A 19859-nucleotide genomic window follows, 5' to 3' on the forward strand; every position below is an offset into this window, starting at 1 on the left:
GTAACACCGCCATTCGAGGCTATTTTGGGCGAAGCCTCGTCAGATCGCCTTCACGTCGAGGTCATCGACCGAATGCGTCTCAGCCCCGACGAACGCGAACGAGGTGTACCCGCCCGTGGCCGCACGGTCGAGCTGCGCCTTCGTGTTCTTGGTGCGACGCTCGAGCCTGACCCGGGTGCCCGCCGCGACGAGCTGGGTCTTGAGACCCACGAGCTGGGCAGCCGACGCTTCGGAGTCGTGGAGGAGCAGCAGGGCATCCGTCACCCCTGCATCGTCAGCCTGCAGCAGGTCGACGATGCGCTCGAAGCCGATCGAGAAGCCGCACGCAGCGACGTCGGTGCCGAGAAAGCGGCCGATCATGCCGTCGTAGCGCCCCCCGCCGCCGAGCGAGAACGCGAAGTCGGGGTGCGCGATTTCGAAGATCGTGCCGGTGTAGTAGCCCATGCCCCGAACCAGGAACGGGTCGAACTGCAGTTTCGACGGGTCGACTGAGTCGGCGAGGCTCGCGAGTTCAGCAATGAGGGCCTCGTCGACGCCTGGGGGCAGCGCCTTCGTGATGGCCCGCACGCCGAACGGATTGAACTCGCGCGTCTGGATGCGGTGGAAGAAGGCGTCGAGCGCATCGACCGCCGCGGGGGTCGCAGCGCGCTCGCGCAGTTCGGCGACCACGCCGTCTTGCCCGATCTTGTCGAGCTTATCGACGGTGATCAAGACCTGTGGATGCTCGGCAGCTGCGAACCCGAACACCTCGAGCATCGCGGTGAGCAGCCGACGGTCGTTGATGCGGATGGTGCAGTTCTCGAGCCCGAGTGCGTCGAGCGTGGCGAGCGTAGCCGTGATGATCTCGGATTCGGCCAGCAGGGTCGGCTCGCCGATGATGTCGATGTCGCACTGCACGAACTGGCGGTACCGGCCCTTCTGCGGGCGTTCGGCACGCCAGACGGGAGCGATCTGAATGGCACGGAACACGGCGGGGAGCTCGGCGCGGTGGCTCGCGTAGAACCTGGCGAGTGGCACGGTGAGGTCGAAGCGCAGGCCCAGGTCGGCGAGCTGCTGGGCGTCGTCGGCTGCTGCGGCCGCTTCGATGGCGGCCGTGGGAATGGCCCGCTTGAGCACGCTGAAGCTGAGTTTCTCGTTGTCACCGCCGAGGCCGGAGTGCAGGCGCTCGATGTCCTCCATCACCGGGGTCTCGATCTCGTCGAAACCGTGGGTGGTGTACGAGCGGCGGATGATGCCGAGCGCGCGCTCCCTGGCCGCCTTCTCGGCGGGCAGAAAGTCGCGCATGCCGCGGGGCGGGGTGATTGCGTGGGCCATGTGCTCAATTCTGCCAGCCCGCGCGTGCGGTACCCGCCGTGCTCGCCTCAGGCGCCGCGCCCGGGAGTCTGACGCGCCCACCACGACCACCCGCCGTGTGCCCCCCACGTGCGCCGGCTCACGCACAAACGGACGAACCTCAGCTAGACCGACGCGAATAGCGGCTCGGTCGAGCTGAGGTTCGTCGGATTGTTGAGCCACCTCGACAGCTGGACGAGACTTGGCAGCTGGACGAGGCTCGGCGGGCGGCAGTTTCCTTCGGGAGCGGCGGACTTCGGGAGCGGCAGACCTCGGGAGGAGCGGACCTCGGCAGGAGCGGACCTCGGCAGGGGCGGACTTCGGGAGGAACTCAGGTAATGCGTTGCCGTCGGCAGCGCCACCGTGACCCCTCTCCTCCCGAAGGCTTCAGTCGGCGGCGGGCAGGGCGACGATACCGGCGTCGAAGTTGTCGGCGTCGAAGGGGTTGCTCGGGCGTGCGGAGGTTCGGGCATCCGCTTCGGCCTCGCGGATCTCGTCCTGCAGGCCGCGGAGGGTCGTGCGCAGGGCGCGTTCGGCGTCGAGCCCCTGCGATTTCGCCGAGGCCACGATCGCGAGAAGCAGTGGCCCGAGTTCGTCTTCGGTCGACACCGGGATGATCGGCGCGGCCGCCTCGTCAAGAACCCCGATCTTGTGGGCCTTGCCGAGCAGCTTGTCGGCGAGGGCAAGGGAGGGCATCCCGAGCGGGATCCCGTCGAGCACACTCGTGCGGCCGGGCTTCTCGACAGCCTTGAGGTCGTCCCAGATCGCCACCACGGCATCGGCGGTCTCGGCCACGGTGTCGCCGAAGACGTGCGGATGACGGCCCACCATCTTCGCCGTCATGTGGGCCGCGACATCCTGGATGTCGAACTCCTCACCCGGTGTGTGTGCCGCGAGGTCGGCGTGGAAGACAACCTGGTAGAGCACGTCGCCGAGCTCCTCGAGGAGGTCTTCGCGGGTGCCCGTCTCGATGGCGTCGACAAGTTCGTGGGTCTCCTCGACCAGGTATTTCACGAGCGACTCGTGCGTCTGCTCGGCGTCCCACGGGCATCCACCCGGTGCGCGCAGCCGGGCCGTCACGGCGATCAGCTCGTCGAGCTTCGACGGCGCGTCGTGCTCGGACACCGGAGAAGCATCCGACGACTGCGCGCCATCGGCGGTGAGCGAGTCATGCACAGTGTGCGCCCGATGCACGGTGTGCGAGTCAGTCTCGTCGGGTGAATCGTCTGAAGCGGACGCGTCATTCGAGACATTCGATGCGTTCGCGGCGTTCGTCGGGTTCGAGAAAAGTGGAGTGGTCACTGCGGTTCACCCATCGATCGGCTGTGGCATCGCCCCGGAGCCCGGGGTCGGGCCGCGCGCCCGTTGGCCGCGTACCCCTTTCGATAGACTGTAATCGGTGCGCCGGGAAGTCTGGTCGGCAAGAGCTATCAGCCACGGCTGAAGCGGGGCTCTCTCGTGCAGAGTGAGAACTTCGCCTCGGCCCGACGACAGGACACCCCCCGCTATGAGCATCTTCCGGTCAGAACGCAACTCGGCGGGGCTTCTGCTCGCCGCTGCAGCCCTCGGGCTCATCCTCGCCAACACGAAGGCGGGTATCGGCCTCCTCGAGGCGAACGACGCACACATCGGCTTTCCGACTCTTGGGCTCGACCTCTCGACCGGCCACTGGATCAGCGACGGCCTGCTCGTGATCTTCTTCTTCATCGTCGCCGTCGAGTTGAAATACGAACTCGTGGCGGGTTCGCTCAATTCGCCGACCAAGGCGATACTGCCCGCCATCGCCGCGCTCGGTGGGGTCATCGTGCCCGCCGGCATCTACCTGCTTTTCAACGCCGGCAGCCCGTACCTCGGCGGCTGGCCGATCCCGACGGCAACCGACATCGCCTTCGCGCTGGGGGTGCTGGCGATCTTCGGGCGTGCCCTGCCCACGAAGGTGCGGGTGTTCCTTCTCGCTCTTGCGGTGCTCGACGACCTCGTGGCCATTCTGATAATCGCGTTCTTCTTCACGACCTCGCTCAATCTGCTGGCGCTCGGCGGCGCCATTCTCGGGGTGGTGGTGTTCGGTGCGCTCAGTCAGCTCCTCGGTGGCCGCATCGTGGGCCGGATGATCGGCTCTCGCCCGACCGGCGCGCTGAAGGTTCTCATCTGCATCGTCATGGTCATTGTCGCGATACTGACGTGGGACTTCATGTACCAGTCGGGCGTGCACGCCACGATAGCTGGGGTAGCACTCGGCCTCGTCATGGCGAGAAAACCCGGCGCATCGGCTGCGCACGCACTGCAGCCCTGGTCGAACGCCGTCGTGCTGCCACTGTTCGCGTTCTCAGCGGCGCTCGTCGCGATTCCCTCGGTCGGCATCGCAGAGCTCAGCCCCGCATTCTGGGGCATCCTGGTGGCGCTGCCGGTGGGCAAGCTGCTCGGCATCACCCTGGCCGGGTGGATCGGGGCGCGCACGGTCGGCCGATCATCCGATGCGTCGTCGTTGCTCACACTGAAGGACCTGGTCATGGTCGGCGGACTCGGCGGTATCGGCTTCACCGTTTCGCTTCTGATGAATGAACTGGCCTTCGCCGGGGTGCATGAGGTCGCCGACGAGGGCACGATCGCAGTGCTGCTCGGTTCGGGTGTCTCGATCGTGGCTGCAGCCATTCTGGTGAGTATGCGCTCACGGGCATACAAGCGGGCGCGCGAAACGAAGCGCAGTGGAGCGCTCGTCGAATAGCCCGGGCAGAGGGTAGCGTGAACGGGTGACCGCATCGCTTCGACCCTCCCGGGCATCCGGCCGCAGCGCAGCACCCGGTGGCTTCACAACACTGTGGCCGGTCGGCATCGTGGTCGTCGGGCTCGCGTGCCAGGAGATCGGCGCATCATTCGCGGTCGTGCTGTTCCCCCTCGTGGGGGCACTCGGCATGGTGGGGCTGCGCCTGGGGTTCTCGGCGATCATCCTGCTGATCGTGTGTCGTCCGAAGCTGCGCGGCCACACCCGGCGCGACTGGATGATCGTGGTCGCCTACGGCGTGGTGCTCGCGGGCATGAACATGCTCTTCTACCAGGCCCTCGACCGCCTGCCGCTCGGAACCACGGTCACGATCGAGGTGCTCGGCCCACTCGTCCTCTCGGTGGTCGTCGCGCGGAGAGCCTCTGCGTGGCTCTGGGCGGTGCTCGCGTTCGCCGGGGTCGCCCTGCTCAGCCAGGGCGGAGCGGCAGCACTCGACCCAGTCGGCGTCGCCTTCGCGGCGGGTGCAGGAGCCCTGTGGGCCGGGTACATCCTGCTGTCGGCGAGGGCCGGGCAGCGGTTCGCCCAGCTCGATGGCATCGCCATCGCCATGACGGTCGGCGCAATCGTGTCGCTGCCGTTCGGCATTGTCTCGACCGGGGCCGCTCTCTTCCAGCCCACGGCGCTCGTGCTCGGATTGGCGGTCGCGGTGCTTTCATCGACGATCCCGTATGCGTTCGAGTTGCTCGCGCTGCGGCGCCTGCCAGAGGCGACATTCTCCATCCTGATGAGCCTCGCTCCTGCGATTGCGGCGCTGGCAGGGCTGGTGATCCTCGGGCAGGCCCTGACCTGGGTGGAGGCGGTCGCGATCGCGCTCGTCATCGCGGCGAGCATCGGCGCAGTGCGCTCTGCCGCCCGGTTCGCCCGCCGCCCCGGCCCGGCTCCAGCCGAGCCTCTCCCCTGAGCCCCGCTCGGGACTCGACGGCGAGACGAGTCAGTCTGCGGCCGGAGCCCCGACCGCAGACGCCGGTGCGGCGGCTGGGGCCGAAGGCGGCGGGAAGATCGCCGCGAGCAGACTCTCCACCCAGGCGATGAGGTCGGCGTCAGGCAGCGGATGCCCGTTGACGACCGGCATCGGAACGCTCAGTGCAGCGGCTGCCGCCAGGTACTTCGCATTCGGGTACATGCGCCTCAGTCGCACCTGGACGGAGTCGGCCAGGTTCGCCGGGGCGACTCGCAGGTTGGACCCCATCGCGACGACCTCGCTGAGCCCCGTGCGCTGCGCCAGCCGGCGCAGTTTCGACACGGTGATCAGGTTCGTGACCTGCTCCGGCGGCTCGCCATACCGGTCGATGAGCTCTTCGAGCACCTGGTCGATCTGGCCGTCGGCCGCAGCCGGTGACGAGGCAGTAGACAGTTTCTGGTACGCCTCGAGACGCAGGCGCTCACTGTCGACGTACTCCTCGGGGATGTGCGCGTCGACGGGCAACTCGAGCCGGAGCTCGGTCTGTCCTTCTGCGACATCACCACGGAAGGTCGAGACGGCTTCGCCGATCATGCGGAGGTAGAGGTCGAAGCCGACACCGGCGATGTGGCCGGACTGCTCGCCACCGAGCAGGTTGCCGGCGCCGCGGATCTCGAGGTCTTTCAGCGCGACCTGCATGCCGGAGCCGAGCTCGTTGTTCGCGGCGATGGTCGAGAGCCGGTCGTGCGCGGTCTCGCTGAGGGGCTTGTTCTCGTCGTAGAGGAAGTAGGCGTACGCCCGCTCGCGGCCACGACCGACGCGCCCGCGCAGCTGGTGCAATTGCGACAGGCCGTACTTGTCGGCGCGGTCGATGATGAGAGTGTTGGCGTTCGGGATGTCGAGGCCGGTCTCGATGATCGTGGTCGAGACGAGAACGTCGAACTTGCGCTCCCAGAAGTCCACGATGACCTGTTCGAGCACGTGTTCGGGCAGTTGGCCGTGTGCGACGGCGATCCGGGCATCCGGTACCAGCTCGGCGATGTGCGCGGCGACGCGGTTGATCGACGATACCCGGTTGTGCACGAAGAAGATCTGGCCCTCGCGCAGCATCTCCCGGTGGATGGCCGCGGCGACCTGCTTGTCGGAGTTCGGGCCCACGTAGGTGAGGATCGGGTGCCGGTCTTCGGGTGGGGTCGCAAGCGTCGACATCTCCCGGATGCCCGTGACCGCCATCTCGAGGGTGCGAGGGATGGGCGTGGCACTCATCGAGAGGATGTCGACGTTGGTCTTGAGCTTCTTCAGTTTCTCTTTGTGCTCGACGCCGAAGCGCTGCTCCTCGTCGATGATGACGAGGCCCAGGTCTTTGAAGACCATGGATTCGGTGAGGATGCGATGGGTGCCGATCACCATGTCGATCGTGCCGTCAGCGAGGCCCTTGATCGTCTCCCGGGCCTCCTTCTCGGTCTGGAAGCGCGAGAGGGCACGGGTGTGCACGGGGAAGCCGGCGAAGCGTTCGCTGAACGTCTCGAGATGCTGGCGCACGAGCAGGGTCGTGGGCACGAGCATCGCTACCTGCTTGCCCTCCTGGATGGCCTTGAATGCGGCGCGCACGGCGACTTCGGTCTTGCCGAAGCCGACGTCGCCAGCGAGCAGGCGGTCCATGGGGATGGGCCGCTCCATGTCGGCCTTCACCTCGTCGATGGTGGTGAGCTGGTCGGGCGTCTCGGCGAACGGGAAGGCCTCTTCGAGCTCGCGCTGCCAGGGTGTGTCGGGCCCGAACGCGTAGCCCTTCGATGCCATGCGCGCCGAGTACAACTTCACCAGTTCGACGGCGATGTCGCGAACGGCCTTGCGCGCCTTCGACTTGGCCGCCGACCAGTCACTGCCGCCCATCTTCGAGAGCGCGGGCGCTTCGCCGCCCACATAGCGGGTGAGCAGGTCTAGTTGGTCGGTGGGCACGTACAGCTTGTCGCCCGGATAACCGCGCTTGGACGGCGCATATTCAATGAGCAGGTACTCGCGCGTGGTCTTCACAGGGTTGCGGCCACCGCTGGAGACCTCGCGCTGGGTGAGCTCGATGAACCTGCCGATGCCGTGCGTCTGGTGCACGACCACGTCGCCAGCCTTCAGCTGAAGGGGGTCCACGACGTTCTTTCGCCGGGTGGCCAGCTTCTTCACCTGCCGCGCGTCATACCCCGCGCTGCGGCCGTAGAACTCGTTCTCGCTGATGAGCGCGAGCTTGATTTCGGGCAGCTCGAAGCCGCTCTCGACGGTGGCCTTCACCAGGTAGGCGATGCCGGGCTCGACGTCGTTGGGGAACTCGTCGACGATTCGAGCGGGCAGCTCGTGTTCGCCCAGGACATCGGCCGCGCGCTCCACGAGGCCGGAGCCGCCCGCAACGACCGCAACACTCCAGCCGTCACGCAGGCGCGCCGCGACGTGCTCGAGGGCACCGTCGACGTTGCCCTGGAAGCTGGGTACAGCATCCGCCGCGATTCTCACGTAGTGGGTGTCGGAGTCGACGATGGCCTGCAGGTGCTCGTCGACGGATGATGAACCGCTGTCGAATGTCGACAGGGTCCACCACGGGCGGGCCGGCCCCGCGGCGTCACGCAGCGCGTTGAGGGTGATGAACTCGCCGGAGGCCAGGTCGATCGGGGCTTCGGCGCCGGCGGTGGCGGCGTTCCACGCGGCGGAGAGGAACTCGCGGTTGGTCTCAGTGAGGCTGACCGCGCGGCTTGCAACACGTTCGGGAGCGATGACGGCGATCGCGGCGCCCTTCGGCAGGTAGTGCGTGACGGTGACGAGGCGATCGAGGAGGGCCGGTGCAAGGCTCTCCATACCCTCGACCGGGATGCCCTGGCCGATCTTCTCGAGCATGCCGGCGAGGCTCGGGAACTCGTGCTGCATCTCGCGGGCGCGCTGTTTCACGCTCTCGCTGAGCAGGAGTTCGCGACTGGGCGGCAGACTCACGTCGGCGAGAGAGAGATCGAGTGAACGCTGGTCGGCGACCGAGAACGCGCGGATCTCCTCGATCTCGTCGCCGAAGAAGTCGACCCGCACAGGGTGCTCGGAGACGGCCGGGAACACGTCGAGAATGCCGCCGCGAACGGCGAACTCGCCTCGGCGGGTCACCATGTCGACGCGTGAGTACGCCAGTTCGACGAGCCCGGTCGTGAGCTGGGCGAGGTCGTAGCCACGCCCTCCCTTGACCAGGAGTATGGGTTGCTGGTCGGTGAGGTTGTCGGCGAGCGGCTGCAGTGCAGCGCGCACGGAGGCTACGACGATGAGCGGGCGTGGTCGCACCGGACCAAGCGACCCGGCACGGGCCTTCGGATTCGCAGCGCTCTTCGCGGAGCTCCTCGCAGCGCTCTGTGCGGCGCTCTCCGATGAAGCTTTCCCCGCACCTCTAGCCACACCCTTTGACGGCGCCGGGGCCTCAGCACGCGCGGGCACTCCCGCCGCATCCGCGGCATTCGTCTGAGCATCCCACTCGGAGAGCGAGCGCAGTGCGGCTATCCGCTTGCCGACGATTTCTGCGCTCGGGCTCAGCCGCTCGTGCGGCAGCGTCTCCCACGCAGGGAACTCGAGCACATCGGCGTCTGGAGCGAGAGACTCGAGGCTCGCACGGAGGCTCTCGGAATCGCGGCCCGTTGCCGTGACGACGAACAGCACCTGCGGGAGTTCGTTCTCTGCCCGCCTGGCAAGCAGTGCGGCCAGGAGTGGAGCCCGAAGACCGTCAGTGAGCGAGAAATCAGCGTCGCGGCCGGCCTGTGCGAGGGCGTTGTCGAACGTCGAGGCGCGCGAAAGCGCACCGATCAAGCCCTGAAGTATCACCGCACAAGTCTACGGTCCTCCTCCGACACTCCCTCCCCGCCGCCGGCTGGCCGATGCGGGCGGAACTCAGTCCGGGGACGGCGCGTGAAAGCGCTGCTGCGCGGCCGTGAGGCCGTCAGTGGCGGTCAGCTCGACCGCGTCGGCTGCGTCGGCGAGGATGTTCGGCAGCACTCCGCGCTCGGTCGCCGTAAAGTCGCGCAGCACGAAGTCGGCGGCACTCTGCCGGCCAGGAGGCCGCCCGACCCCGACCCGCACCCGCGCGAAGTCACCCGTGCCAGTCGCGGCCGCGATGTCCCGGATACCGTTGTGCCCGCCGTGACCCCCGCCGAACTTCAGCTTGAGCGTGTCGAACGGAATGTCGAGCTCGTCGTGAACCACGATCAACTGCGACGGAGTGAGCGAAAAGTAGGCGAGCAGCGCGGCGACAGGCCCACCGGAGTTGTTCATGAAGCTGTTCGGCTTGGCGAGCACGAAGCGCGGCCCACCGGGCACGACCCGACCCTCTGCAACACGAGCATTCGTGCGCCCAACGGCTTTGAACGATGACGAGAGTCGCGTGGCGAGCTCGTCGAGAACCATCTGGCCCACGTTGTGCCGGTTGCCGGCGTACTCCGGCCCGGGGTTGCCGAGCCCGACCACCAGCCACTGCTCGTCACCTGCCACGCTGATCACCGAACCCTTCTGCTACCGCATTGCGCTCGACTGGCGCGCAATCTCGCCAGTGCGAAGTTCGTACAGAAACCCGCACGATTAAGGGGTTTCATACGCTCTGACGCGCTACTCAACCAGCGGCAGAAGCGGCGCACACACGAGCGTATCGATGCGGCCATTCGGTAGTCTCGCGCCGCGCTCAGGGCGAGCGCCTGTTCAAGGCGCCCGCTGCGCTCGCCTAGGCAGGCGTCGGCGCGTCAGACGTCGAGGCGTCTCCGGCTGAGAGGCTGTCGCCCAGGTCCTGCTCTTCGGGGATGGAGACAGCCACGATGAGCTGGTCTTCGTCGCCGACGAGAACGGCGCCTTCGGGCAGTGCGATGTCTTTCGCGAGGATCTGGGTGCCGGCTTCAGCACCCTCGATGTTCACGATGACGCGCGTCGGGATGTTCGTGGCCAGCACCTCGAGCAGCAGCGAGAAGGTGTCGAGGTCGGCGGTCGCACCGGAGACCGGCTCACCTTCGACGTGCACGGCAACCTCGACCTGAACGCGCTCGCCCTTGCGGACGACGATGAGGTCGAGGTGCTCGATGATCTGGCGTACGGGATCCTTCTGAACGTCCTTCACGAGGGCGAGCGTCTCTTTGCCCTCGATGTCGAGCTCGATCAGAGCGTTCGACTTACGAATGAGCAGGAAGACCTCGTGGCCCGGCAGGCTCACGTGCTGCGGCTCTGCGCCGTGGCCGTAGATCACTGCGGGAATCTTGCCGGCTGCGCGGAGCTTGCGCGCCGCACCCTTGCCGAATGAGTTGCGGGTCTCCGCAACGATCTTGTTGTCGTCAGCCATGATTTCTCCTCACGAGTCGTGCGGCCCGGAAGGCACACACACCCGCGTGCGTTGTGTTGGCAATGCATCGCGTGAGTAATGCATTGTGTGGGTTGGTATTTTCAACTCGAACGCGCCTGAATGGTTGAGTACTCAGATGAGACACGTGAGGAAAGACATGAAGCCTCGTCCACCGCGTCGATTACGGATACCCGGCAGTTCTGTTGCGTTGACAACAGCGATCTGACAGCGGCATCCCTCGCCGAAGTTCAGTGTGTGAGTCTACACGCCCCGCTGCCGCAGCGCGACCTCACACAGCGCGACCTCACACAGCGCACCTCACACAGCGGGGCAGAGGCCTCTACGCCCTGAGTGAGACCAGCCAGGCGTCGAGGCCCATGCTCGCGGCGTAGAGCACAGCGAGAGTGACATAGCCGATGACGTTGCGGCGCGTACCGACGCCGGGCTTGTGCCACCAGTCGAACACCCTGAAGATCCAGGGGGCCACAAACCAGCCCAGCAGTTGCGTGCTCACCACGTTGCCGATGAACAGGCTCGCCCAGAACGGTACGCCGTTCGCTTCGAGCAGCGGTGCGCCGATGAAGTAGCCCCAGAGAAACACGATCGGGTACAGCACCAGCAGCACAAGCAGGTTGTCTTTGAAGATCGTGGCTCGGCTCTGCCGACCGGCACCCCAGAAGTCGAAGCCATAACTCGACCGGCTCACCCGCATCTGCGAGTTGAACGCCTCCCCCTCCTTCACCAGCTTCGTGCGCACCGGAGACGTCTCCCATGCCGTGAGGCTCGCGTCGCTGTCGAAGCTCAGGATGACCGTCCAGTCCTCCTGCACACCGGGGGTCGGCCGCTCGATCTTGTGCCCGAGGAATCCGGGAAAACTGGCTTCAGCGGCAGAGATCCTGCGCTGCCAGCTGAGAAACGCCGTCTCATCGGCGGGCTCGACGTGGCTCGTCACAATGAGTGAGGCGGCCCGCGGCGCCTGGGTCTCCGCCTCTGTGACCAGGTGGATGTCTTCGTGCCCGACGAAGTGGTCTTTGATCTCCTCGAACAGGGCAGTGCGTTCCGGGCTCTGCAACCAGCGTCGCGCGGCTTCGGCGTTCACAAAACGCTGCACCAGTACCCAGTCCACCTGCGTGGGCGGCGAGGGCTCGATCACGCGCCGGTCGATGAACCCCGGCCATGCGGCAAGCACCGCCCCCAGTTTCTTCTGCCACGCGCGGTAGATCTCGTCGCTTCCCGGAAGAACCCGCCGTTCGATGATCAGCGAGACGACAGGCCCCCCCGACAGATTGGCTGACGGCTCGGTTGCCGGCACCGGCGCAGACCCCGCTCCCGCGGCCACGGCCTAGTGGGCCGGGTCGAAGTGACGAGCGAAGGTGGGAGCTACGGCTTCCGCCCGCTGGTACGCCTTCTCGCCCATGACCCACGTCTCGGCGACGGCACGTTCGTCGCCCACGATCATCACGCCGAACAGCATGTTCGCCGCGTCGTCCACGGTGACGGGGTCTCCGCCGTCGGCGATCAGCTCGGCGTGCCACTCGGCACCGGGAGGGCCCGCCTTCCAATCGAGGGCGACGAAGTCCGCCTCTTTTCCGACGTCGAAGCTGCCGACCTTGTCATCGATGTAGAGCCCCTCTGCTCCGCCCAGCGTGATCGAGTAGAACGCCCGGAAGGCCGACAGTTTGTTGCGTTCCGACTCGGCCGCGTTCATCCGTGACGGGTCGATGCTGCCGTCGAGAACGGTGTTGTTGATCATGCCGACCTTGTAGGCCCCGTCGAGAACGGCGAGCATGCCGAAGCGGTTGCCGCCGCCCATGTCGGTGCCGAACGACATGCGAACGCGCATGTCAGGGTCTGTGGCCTTGCCGAGGCGGAAGAGCCCGCTGCCGAGAAACAGGTTCGAGTGCGGGCAGAACGTCACCGACGCGTCTGAGTCGTGAATGCGCTTGAACTCGTCGTCAGAGAGCCAGACCGCGTGACCGCCGCTGAACTTCGGGCCGACGAGCTTGTACTTCTCGTAGACACTCAGGTAGTCGTCGCAGTCGGGGTGCAGTGCGAGCACACCGCGGATCTCATGTGGGTTCTCTGAGATGTGCGTGTTGACCCAGACATCCGGATGCTCGGCCTTCAGCTGCTCGCACTTCTGCATCTGCTCCGGGCTCGACCCGAACGCGAACCTCGGCGTCACGGCGTAGAGGTTGCGGCCGACATTGTGGTACTTCTCGATGAGCGCCGTGCTGTTGGAATAGAAGCTCTCGGGGGTGTCGGCGAAGTAGTCTGGCGCATTCTGGTCGATGCCCGTGAGACCGGACATGACCCGCATGTTGCGCCTGGTGGCCTCCTCGAAGAACTCCTCGGTGCAGACCGGCGCGGTGCTGGTGAACGCCTGCACCGTCGTCGTACCCGAGGCGAGGATGTTGTCGAAGAAGCGCACTGCGCCGTCCCTGGCGTACTCACGGTCGGCGTAGCGCGCCTCTTCGGGGAACACCCATTTCTGCAGCCACGGCAGCAGTTGGAGGCCGAAGGCGCCGAGCACCCGGGTCTGGGGAAAGTGGATGTGGCCGTCGATGAAGCCGGGCGTGATGATGCGGTGCTCGATGTGAGTCGTCGGCACGTCGGGGTACGACGGGCTCACCTCAGCAAAGGGGCCGAAGGCGACGATGATTCCGTCGTCGATGACGAGCAGTCCATCGGAGACGAAGCGCGCCGACGCCTCTTCGTCGCCGACGTGCTTCCAGGGGTCGTCGGTGAAGTCGAAGAACGTTCCCCTGATGGCTTTTGTCGTCACTGGTGTGCCTCTCGTCATGAGCCCGCGCTGGTGTCAGCTAAGGGTAGTGGTCAAACCGCTACGCTTGAAAGGGCACAAATCTGGAGGAAGAATATGGCTGAATCAAGCGTCGCAACCGCAAACATCGGGGTCGTCGGGCTTGCGGTGATGGGCTCGAACCTGGCACGCAACCTGGCCAGCCGGGAGGGCAACACCGTGGCGGTGTACAACCGCTCACCGGAACGTACGACCCTTCTTGTGGACGAGCATCCGGAAGCCGGTTTCGTGGCCAGCGAGAAGATCGAGGACTTCGTCGCCTCGCTCCAGAAGCCGCGCACCGCGATCATCATGGTGCAGGCCGGCAAGGGCACTGATGCGGTCATCTCGCAGCTCGCCGATCTGTTCGAAGAGGGCGACATCATCGTCGACGGCGGCAATGCGCTCTTCACCGACACGATCCGCCGCGAGGAGGCCGTGACGGCCAAGGGAATCCACTTCGTCGGCACCGGCATCTCGGGTGGCGAGGAGGGCGCACTCAAGGGCCCGTCGATCATGCCCGGCGGTTCCAACGAGTCGTACGAGACGCTCGGCCCGATTCTCGAGTCGATCGCGGCTATCGCTGAGGGCGAGCCGTGCGTCACCCACGTGGGCACCGGCGGCGCAGGCCACTTCGTCAAGATGATCCACAACGGCATCGAGTACGCCGACATGCAGCTCATCGCCGAGTCGTACGACCTGCTGACCAAGATCGGCGGCCTCTCCCCCGCTGCCACTGCAGACGTCTTCACGGAGTGGAACTCGGGCGACCTCGAGTCGTACCTCATCGAGATCACGGCAGAGGTACTCACGCAGGTCGACGCCAAGACAGGCAAGCCGTTCGTCGACATCGTGCTCGACCAGGCCGGATCCAAGGGCACCGGCGTCTGGACCGTTCAGAACGCACTCGACCTGGGTGTGCCCGTCGGCGGCATCGCCGAAGCCGTCTTCGCCCGTGCCGTTTCGAGCCACCCCGAGCAGCGCGAGGCAGCCCAGGCTGTCATCACCTCCCGCCCGACGCCGGTCGAGGTCGGCGACTCGTTCTCCGACGACGTGAACGCCGCGCTCTACGCGTCGAAGGTCGTCGCCTACGCCCAGGGTTTCGACGCCATCATCGCGGGCGCTGAGAAGTACGGCTGGGAGATCAACAAGGGCAACATCGCGAAGATCTGGCGCGGTGGGTGCATCATCCGTGCGCAGTTCCTCAACAGGATCGTCGAGGCGTACGACAAGAACCCCGGGCTGAAGACGCTTCTCGCCGACCCGTACTTCGCCTCTGCTGTGGCGAACGGCGAAGCGGCCTGGCGCCGGATCGTCTCGACGGCGGCCCTCTCGGGCATCCCCGTTCCCGGGTTCTCGTCGGCACTCAGCTACTACGACTCGCTCGCCTCGAAGCGCCTGCCGGCGTCTCTCGTGCAGGCCCAGCGCGACTTCTTCGGAGCGCACACCTATAAGCGCGTCGACATGCCGGGCACGTTCCACACGCTCTGGTCGGGCGACCGCACGGAGATCGAGTCTGAGGGCAGCTCGCACTAGCCGTCTTCGCCATCCCCCACAAGGGCCCGCCTTCGACATCGACGGAGACGGGCCCTTTTTGGAGATGGCCGGGACGTGGAGCTGCCGCACCCCGTGCCAACACTCCGCCGCGCGCATGCACGCAGGCGAAATCGTTATTCGCCGGACTTCGATGTCCCATTCTCGCGGCGCATAATGTGATGATGACGAGCGAAACCACAGAACCAGCTGAACCAGATGCTCAAGAACCCGTAGTCATCGTCACGGGCACCTCGACCGGTATCGGGCTGGCAACAGCCGTTTCCGCAGCGGTGGCGGGCTGGCGGGTGATTGCGACTGTTCGCCGCCCGGGCAGCGAACAAGAACTTCTCGCGGCAGCCGGCATCGCAGGTGTCGAGCTCGACGTACGGCTGCTCGATGTGACGGATGCCCGGGCGAGCGCCGCGCTCGTCGCCGACGTCGTCTCGGTCTACGGCCGGCTCGACGCCGTAGTGAACAATGCCGGAGCGGGCCACGTGGGCACCCTGGAGACCGATACCCTCGAGGCGATCCGCGAGGTGATGGAGGTGAACTACTTCGGCGTGGTGAACGTGTCGAAGCCGTCGATGGAGCCTCTGCGGGCGTCGCGCGGCATCCTCATCACCGTCACGAGTGTCGGAGGAATCGTCGGTCAACCGTTCAATGAGAGCTACTGTGCTGCGAAGTTCGCCGTCGAAGGCCTGATGGAGAGCCTGCACCCCGTTGCGGCGGCCGTCGGGGTGAGGGTGGTCGTGGTCGAACCGGGAGCCGTGGCCACCAGCTTCGTGGCGAGCGTGCGCGCGACCAGCGACGCGGATTCGCTGGCCGGAGCGGTGTACTCCGAGGCGTTCGACCACTACATCGAGCGCACTGGGACGAGCTTCGCGAACGCGCAGCAGCCGCAGGGTGTCGCCGACGTGATCGTGAGTGCGATGACGGCCGACGCCGTGCCGTTCCGGTTGCAGTCGTCAGACGGAGCGACGGCCTTCGTCGGCGCGAAGCTCCGCGACCTCGACGGCAGCGTGGTGACCGGGCTCACCTCGACGTGGGTCGCCCCGTGAGTGGCACGTGGGCAGCGTGTGGGCAGCGTGTGAGTGACGTGAGACGACAGAGGCGCGGATGACCGACTACTACGACGAACCCGAACTCGCCGGGTACGAGCCGCACGAGAGGCCACTGCGGAGTGCGCGCAAGGTGCAGCTCATGCGGGCTGCCGTGATCGTGGGGATCGTCGCGCTGGTTCTGCCGGGCATCCTGACCACCTACAGCCTCGCGAAGGCGACAGCCGAAGCCGCGTGTGCGGCGAGCGTCGCGTACCTCTCGCCGAGCGCGCGCGGGTCGAAGGCGAAGTTCGAACTGTTCGGCCCTGGCGGCATCGGCTGGCAGTGCTACACCGTCGGCGCATACGGCGGCGATAAGAAGCCCGTCGCGCCGCTCGGGTTGATACCGTCGTTCCCGTCGCAGACCGTGCCAAGCGTCAGCAGCTGATAGTCAGCGACCGACACAGTGCGACCGAGAGTCAGAGGCCCAGGCGGCTCTTGACCTCTATGAGCGAAGGATTGGTCGCGCTGGAGCCGTCGGGAAACAGCACCGTCGGAACCGTCTGGTTGCCGCCGTTCAACGCTTCGACCAGGGCCGCAGTGCCCTCGACCTCTTCGATGTTGATCTCGGTGTAGGCGATGCCGTCTTTGGTGAGCTGCGTCTTCAACCGGTTGCAGTAGCCGCACCACGACGTCGAGAACATGGTGATCGTGTCTGCAGCGGGGAGAAAGTCGGTGGTAGCGGTCATGCTGGGGTCAACCTTCGAACGGGAGCGAATATTTCCTTCGGGGGTTTCTGCGCAGAATCACGCGTCGCCGTCGAACATCGAGGTCACAGAGCCGTCGTCGAAAACCTCGTGGATGGCGCGGGCCAGCAGCGGGGCGATGGGCAGCACCGTGAGCGTCGGGAACCGCTTCTCCTCGGCGATCGGCAGGGTGTCGGTGACGACGACTGCATCGATGAAGTCGGACTGCAGGATCTGTGACGCAGGGTCGGAGAAGACGGCGTGCGTCGCAGCGACGATGACACCTTTCGCACCGGCGTCTTTGAGCGCTTCCGACGCGGCAACGATTGTTCGGCCCGTGTCGATGAGGTCGTCGACGAGTAGGCACCATCGGCCGCTCACGTCGCCCACGATCTCGTGGACAGAGACGTGGTTGGGCACCAGGGGGTCGCGACGCTTGTGGATGATCGCCAGGGGTGTGCCGAGCTTGTCGGACCACACATCGGCGACCCGCACGCGGCCCATGTCGGGCGAGACGACGGTGAGCTGACTGAGGTCGAAGGTCTCGCGGATGTGCTGCATGAGCACCGGCATCGCGAAGAGGTGATCGACGGGGCCGTCGAAGAAGCCCTGGATCTGTGGGGCGTGCAGGTCGACCGACATGATCCGGTCGGCTCCCGCCGCCTTGAAGAGGTCGGCGACCAGGCGCGCCGAGATCGGCTCGCGACCCCGGTGCTTCTTGTCCTGGCGGGCATAGGGGTAGAACGGGGCGACGACGGTGATGCGTTTGGCTGAGGCACGCTTCAGCGCATCGACCATGATGAGCTGCTCCATCAACCACTCGTTGATCGGGGTCGAGTGCGACTGGATGACGAAGACATCAGATCCCCGCACACTGCCGTTGAAGCGAACGTACAGTTCACCGTTGGCGAAGGTGTGGCTCGTCGTGCTGATCAGACCGGTACCGAGCTCGAGGGCGATTGCCTCGGCGAGTTCCGGATGTGCCCGGCCACTTGCCAGTACGAGGTGCTTCTCGCCGTTCGACGTGATCTCAGCCACTTAGTCTCCGATTTTCTCAGCGTCGGGCGCTGAATCTGATGGATTGTTTCCTGCTGAATTGTCTGCTGCTGAATGCGAGCTTGCAGCAGCCGCCTGGGCAGCAACGTCGGCAGCACTGCCGGCACGATGCGCAGCCACCCACCCTTCCAGGTTTCGCTGTGGAGCGACGTTCATCGCCAGCGAGCCGGCTGGCACATTCTTGCGAATGACCGTGCCTGCTCCGCTGTAGGCTCCGTCGCCAATTCTAACCGGGGCGACGAAGACGTTGTGCGACCCGATGCGCACATGGGCACCGACTTCTGTCTCACTCTTCACGACGCCGTTGTAGTTGGCGAAGATCGCGCCGGCCCCGATGTTGGTTCCGACGCCGATGTGCGCATCGCCCACGTACGACAGGTGCGGCACTTTGCTTCCCTCACCGATCTGGGCGTTCTTCGTCTCGACGAACGTTCCGATCTTGCCGTTGTCGCCCAGGATCGTATTGGGTCGGAGGTACGCGAACGGTCCGACGGATGCCCCGGCCCCGATTACCGAGAGCGTGGCGTCGGTGCGCTTCACGATGGCTCCCTCTCCGACCTCGCAGTCGACGAGAGTCGTGTCGGGGCCCACGATCGCACCACGGGCGATCGTAGTGGCGCCGCGGATCTGCGTGCCAGGCAGCAGCGTGACGTCGGGTTCGAAGGTCGACTTGAGGTCGATCCAGGTGGTGGCGGGATCTTGCACGGTGACGCCCGCCAGTTGCCAGGTGCGAACGATGATCGCGTTCATCTTCGCAGCGGCCTCGCTGAGCTGGGCGCGATCGTTGATGCCGGCGACGAGCCAGGAGTCCGCGACCGGCAGCACGTTGACCTCGGAACCGGCCTTTCGCAGAAGCTCGACGACATCGGTGAGGTACTTCTCACCCTGCGCGTTGTGAAGCGTGAGCTTCGGCAGGAGGTCACGGAGTTCTGCGACACCGAAGAGGTACACCCCAGCATTGATCTCAGAGATCGCGAGCTCACTCTGGGATGCATCGCGGTGTTCGACGATGCGGTCGACTTTGCCTGCTCCGTCGCGATCGGATGCCGCCCTGACGATCCGCCCGTAGCCGGATGCGTCATCAAGGAATGCCGAGAGCAGTGTCGCCGAAGCGCCGGAGCGCTTGTGTTCGGCAACCAGCCCGGAGAGCGTCTGGACGTCGAGCATCGGGGTGTCACCGTTGATCACGAGCACATCGCCATCGAACCCGGCCGGCAGCGCAAGAACGGCCAGTTCGACGGCACGGCCGGTGCCGGGAACGTCGTCCTGGTCGACGACGAGGCCATCTGGCAGCTCATCGACGATCACAGACACGAGCTGCTCGCGTTCGTGCCGCACGACCGCGACGGTGTAGGCAGCATCCAGCTCTCTGGCCGTGGCGAGCACATGACTGACGATCGGAATTCCCGCCAGCGTATGCAGGAGCTTGGGCGTCTCCGATTTCATGCGGGTTCCCTGGCCTGCGGCCAGGATGATGATCGCGAGCGTGGAGTCGGTCACGTGTTTCTCCCTGTCTCCTGAGCGGCACTGCTGCAGCCCGTCTGGCAAAATACTGCTCCGCCTCCAGGATTCGAACCTAGTCCTAACAGCTCCAAAGGCTGTCGTGCTGCCGTTACACCAAGGCGGATCACACGAAGCCCCGGGCCGCGTGCAGTAAACAAGTCTGCCAGAGCTTCGGGGGTCGCGCGTCGCACAAACGGAATCTGCACTCACAGATTCTCGGAGTTCACGTCAGGCATTCGACCGCGCGGAGGGCATTCCGGCTCCCCCACGGCACCCCGGTGGCCCAGGAGCAGCCAGGAAGAAGCAAAGAACTTGGATAATGGAATATGCCCGAATCGGAATCTGCAGACTCAGTCGACCTCATCGTTGGCGCGTGGAAGCGGGAACGGCCCGATCTGGACTTCGAGCCGCTGCAGGTACTGTCGCGTGTGTGGCGGCTTTCCCGCAACCTCGATCGTGCCAGGCGTGCCTCATTCAGCACGAGCGATCTCGACTCCTGGGAGTTCGACGTGCTCTCGGCGCTCCGCCGGGCGGGTTCGCCCTACCAGCTCAGCCCCAAGGCGCTGCTTGAGGAGACCCTCGTGTCGTCGGGCACGATGACGAACCGCATCGACAGGCTTGTGGCACGCGGGTTGGTTGAACGTCGTACCTCGCCCCACGATGGCCGGGGCATCCTGGTCACCATGACCGTAGACGGCCTCGCCCGGGTCGACGCCGCGATCGCGGTGCTGGTCACCTCTGAGTCGACGCTGCTGTCTGGCCTCAGCAGACTCGAACAGGAGCGCCTTGCCGGGCTCCTGAGAAAGCTGAGCACGACGCTCGAACTCTGATCAT

General features: G+C 65.8%; 16 protein-coding genes and 1 tRNA gene. 6 read left to right on the forward strand and 11 right to left on the reverse strand.

The window, feature by feature from the left end; all coding sequences use genetic code 11:
- Nucleotides 1-39 precede the first annotated feature (39 nt).
- Nucleotides 40-1314: a histidine--tRNA ligase gene (gene hisS, locus KPL76_RS14105; protein ID WP_216334167.1), complete on the reverse strand. Its 1275-nt coding sequence runs from the start codon at nucleotides 1312-1314 to the stop codon at nucleotides 40-42.
- 405 nt (nucleotides 1315-1719) lie between these two features.
- Complete coding sequence (locus KPL76_RS14110) at nucleotides 1720-2634, reverse strand: MazG family protein (RefSeq protein WP_371733908.1); 915 nt, start codon at nucleotides 2632-2634, stop codon at nucleotides 1720-1722.
- A gap of 205 nt (nucleotides 2635-2839) precedes the next feature.
- Between KPL76_RS14110 and KPL76_RS14115 the strand changes: the two genes are divergently transcribed.
- Both KPL76_RS14115 and KPL76_RS14120 read left to right on the forward strand, forming a co-directional pair.
- A complete protein-coding gene (locus KPL76_RS14115) occupies nucleotides 2840-4057 on the forward strand; it encodes a Na+/H+ antiporter NhaA (RefSeq protein WP_216334168.1) in 1218 nt (405 codons plus the stop codon).
- Nucleotides 4058-4082: 25 nt separating this feature from the next.
- Complete coding sequence (locus KPL76_RS14120; RefSeq protein WP_371733909.1) at nucleotides 4083-5015, forward strand: DMT family transporter; 933 nt, start codon at nucleotides 4083-4085, stop codon at nucleotides 5013-5015.
- 30 nt (nucleotides 5016-5045) lie between these two features.
- Here KPL76_RS14120 and mfd read toward each other — a convergent pair whose 3' ends face one another.
- The 5 genes from mfd to guaD form a co-directional block, all read right to left on the reverse strand.
- The gene (gene mfd / locus KPL76_RS14125; protein WP_253202066.1) at nucleotides 5046-8852 is read right to left on the reverse strand and encodes a transcription-repair coupling factor; all 3807 of its coding nucleotides are present in this window, start codon (nucleotides 8850-8852) and stop codon (nucleotides 5046-5048) included.
- Nucleotides 8853-8918: 66 nt separating this feature from the next.
- Nucleotides 8919-9524 carry an aminoacyl-tRNA hydrolase gene (gene pth / locus KPL76_RS14135; RefSeq protein ID WP_253202067.1) on the reverse strand — a complete coding sequence of 202 codons (606 nt, stop codon included), beginning with the start codon at nucleotides 9522-9524 and terminating at the stop codon, nucleotides 8919-8921.
- 217 nt (nucleotides 9525-9741) lie between these two features.
- The gene (locus KPL76_RS14140) at nucleotides 9742-10347 is read right to left on the reverse strand and encodes a 50S ribosomal protein L25/general stress protein Ctc (protein ID WP_216334169.1); all 606 of its coding nucleotides are present in this window, start codon (nucleotides 10345-10347) and stop codon (nucleotides 9742-9744) included.
- A gap of 340 nt (nucleotides 10348-10687) precedes the next feature.
- A complete protein-coding gene (locus KPL76_RS14145) occupies nucleotides 10688-11659 on the reverse strand; it encodes an antibiotic biosynthesis monooxygenase (protein ID WP_216334170.1) in 972 nt (323 codons plus the stop codon).
- Between the two features lie 30 nt (nucleotides 11660-11689).
- On the reverse strand, nucleotides 11690-13132 hold the full coding sequence (gene guaD, locus KPL76_RS14150; RefSeq protein WP_216334171.1) for a guanine deaminase: 1443 nt from the start codon (nucleotides 13130-13132) through the stop codon (nucleotides 11690-11692).
- A gap of 93 nt (nucleotides 13133-13225) precedes the next feature.
- Here guaD and gndA point away from each other — a divergent pair, with 93 nt between their 5' ends.
- From gndA to KPL76_RS14165, 3 genes are all read left to right on the forward strand, one after another.
- Entirely contained in the window at nucleotides 13226-14683 is a 1458-nt protein-coding gene (gene gndA / locus KPL76_RS14155; RefSeq protein ID WP_216334172.1) for an NADP-dependent phosphogluconate dehydrogenase, read from the forward strand.
- A gap of 182 nt (nucleotides 14684-14865) precedes the next feature.
- Nucleotides 14866-15741 (forward strand): SDR family NAD(P)-dependent oxidoreductase, encoded by an 876-nt coding sequence (locus KPL76_RS14160; RefSeq protein ID WP_216334173.1) that lies wholly within the window; start codon nucleotides 14866-14868, stop codon nucleotides 15739-15741.
- Between the two features lie 58 nt (nucleotides 15742-15799).
- A complete protein-coding gene (locus KPL76_RS14165; RefSeq protein WP_216334174.1) occupies nucleotides 15800-16168 on the forward strand; it encodes a hypothetical protein in 369 nt (122 codons plus the stop codon).
- 31 nt (nucleotides 16169-16199) lie between these two features.
- On the opposite strand, the gene KPL76_RS14170 is transcribed toward KPL76_RS14165, so the two are convergent.
- The 4 genes from KPL76_RS14170 to KPL76_RS14185 all read right to left on the reverse strand — a co-directional run bounded on the left by KPL76_RS14170 (nucleotide 16200) and on the right by KPL76_RS14185 (nucleotide 19149).
- A complete protein-coding gene (locus tag KPL76_RS14170) occupies nucleotides 16200-16469 on the reverse strand; it encodes a mycoredoxin (RefSeq protein ID WP_216334176.1) in 270 nt (89 codons plus the stop codon).
- A gap of 57 nt (nucleotides 16470-16526) precedes the next feature.
- Complete coding sequence (locus KPL76_RS14175; RefSeq protein ID WP_216334177.1) at nucleotides 16527-17504, reverse strand: ribose-phosphate diphosphokinase; 978 nt, start codon at nucleotides 17502-17504, stop codon at nucleotides 16527-16529.
- Nucleotides 17505-19022, reverse strand: a complete 1518-nt coding sequence (gene glmU, locus KPL76_RS14180; RefSeq protein ID WP_216334179.1) for a bifunctional UDP-N-acetylglucosamine diphosphorylase/glucosamine-1-phosphate N-acetyltransferase GlmU — start codon at nucleotides 19020-19022, stop codon at nucleotides 17505-17507.
- A 55-nt stretch (nucleotides 19023-19077) separates the two neighbouring features.
- Nucleotides 19078-19149: transfer RNA gene (locus tag KPL76_RS14185), tRNA-Gln, on the reverse strand.
- Nucleotides 19150-19351: 202 nt separating this feature from the next.
- Here KPL76_RS14185 and KPL76_RS14190 point away from each other — a divergent pair.
- A complete protein-coding gene (locus KPL76_RS14190; protein WP_216334181.1) occupies nucleotides 19352-19855 on the forward strand; it encodes a MarR family winged helix-turn-helix transcriptional regulator in 504 nt (167 codons plus the stop codon).
- Nucleotides 19856-19859: the final 4 nt, after the last annotated feature.

This window comes from Subtercola sp. PAMC28395, assembly GCF_018889995.1.
Classification (GTDB): Bacteria; Actinomycetota; Actinomycetes; order Actinomycetales; family Microbacteriaceae; genus Subtercola.

Bases quoted from the DNA above. Each gene is read 5' to 3' on its own strand.
- hisS (WP_216334167.1), bottom strand. From the start codon at position 1,314: ATGGCCCACGCAATCACCCCGCCCCGCGGCATGCGCGACTTTCTGCCC.
- KPL76_RS14115 (WP_216334168.1), top strand. From the start codon at position 2,840: ATGAGCATCTTCCGGTCAGAACGCAACTCGGCGGGGCTTCTGCTCGCC.
- KPL76_RS14140 (WP_216334169.1), bottom strand. From the start codon at position 10,347: ATGGCTGACGACAACAAGATCGTTGCGGAGACCCGCAACTCATTCGGC.
- gndA (WP_216334172.1), top strand. From the start codon at position 13,226: ATGGCTGAATCAAGCGTCGCAACCGCAAACATCGGGGTCGTCGGGCTT.
- KPL76_RS14160 (WP_216334173.1), top strand. From the start codon at position 14,866: ATGACGAGCGAAACCACAGAACCAGCTGAACCAGATGCTCAAGAACCC.
- KPL76_RS14165 (WP_216334174.1), top strand. From the start codon at position 15,800: ATGACCGACTACTACGACGAACCCGAACTCGCCGGGTACGAGCCGCAC.
- KPL76_RS14170 (WP_216334176.1), bottom strand. From the start codon at position 16,469: ATGACCGCTACCACCGACTTTCTCCCCGCTGCAGACACGATCACCATG.
- KPL76_RS14190 (WP_216334181.1), top strand. From the start codon at position 19,352: ATGCCCGAATCGGAATCTGCAGACTCAGTCGACCTCATCGTTGGCGCG.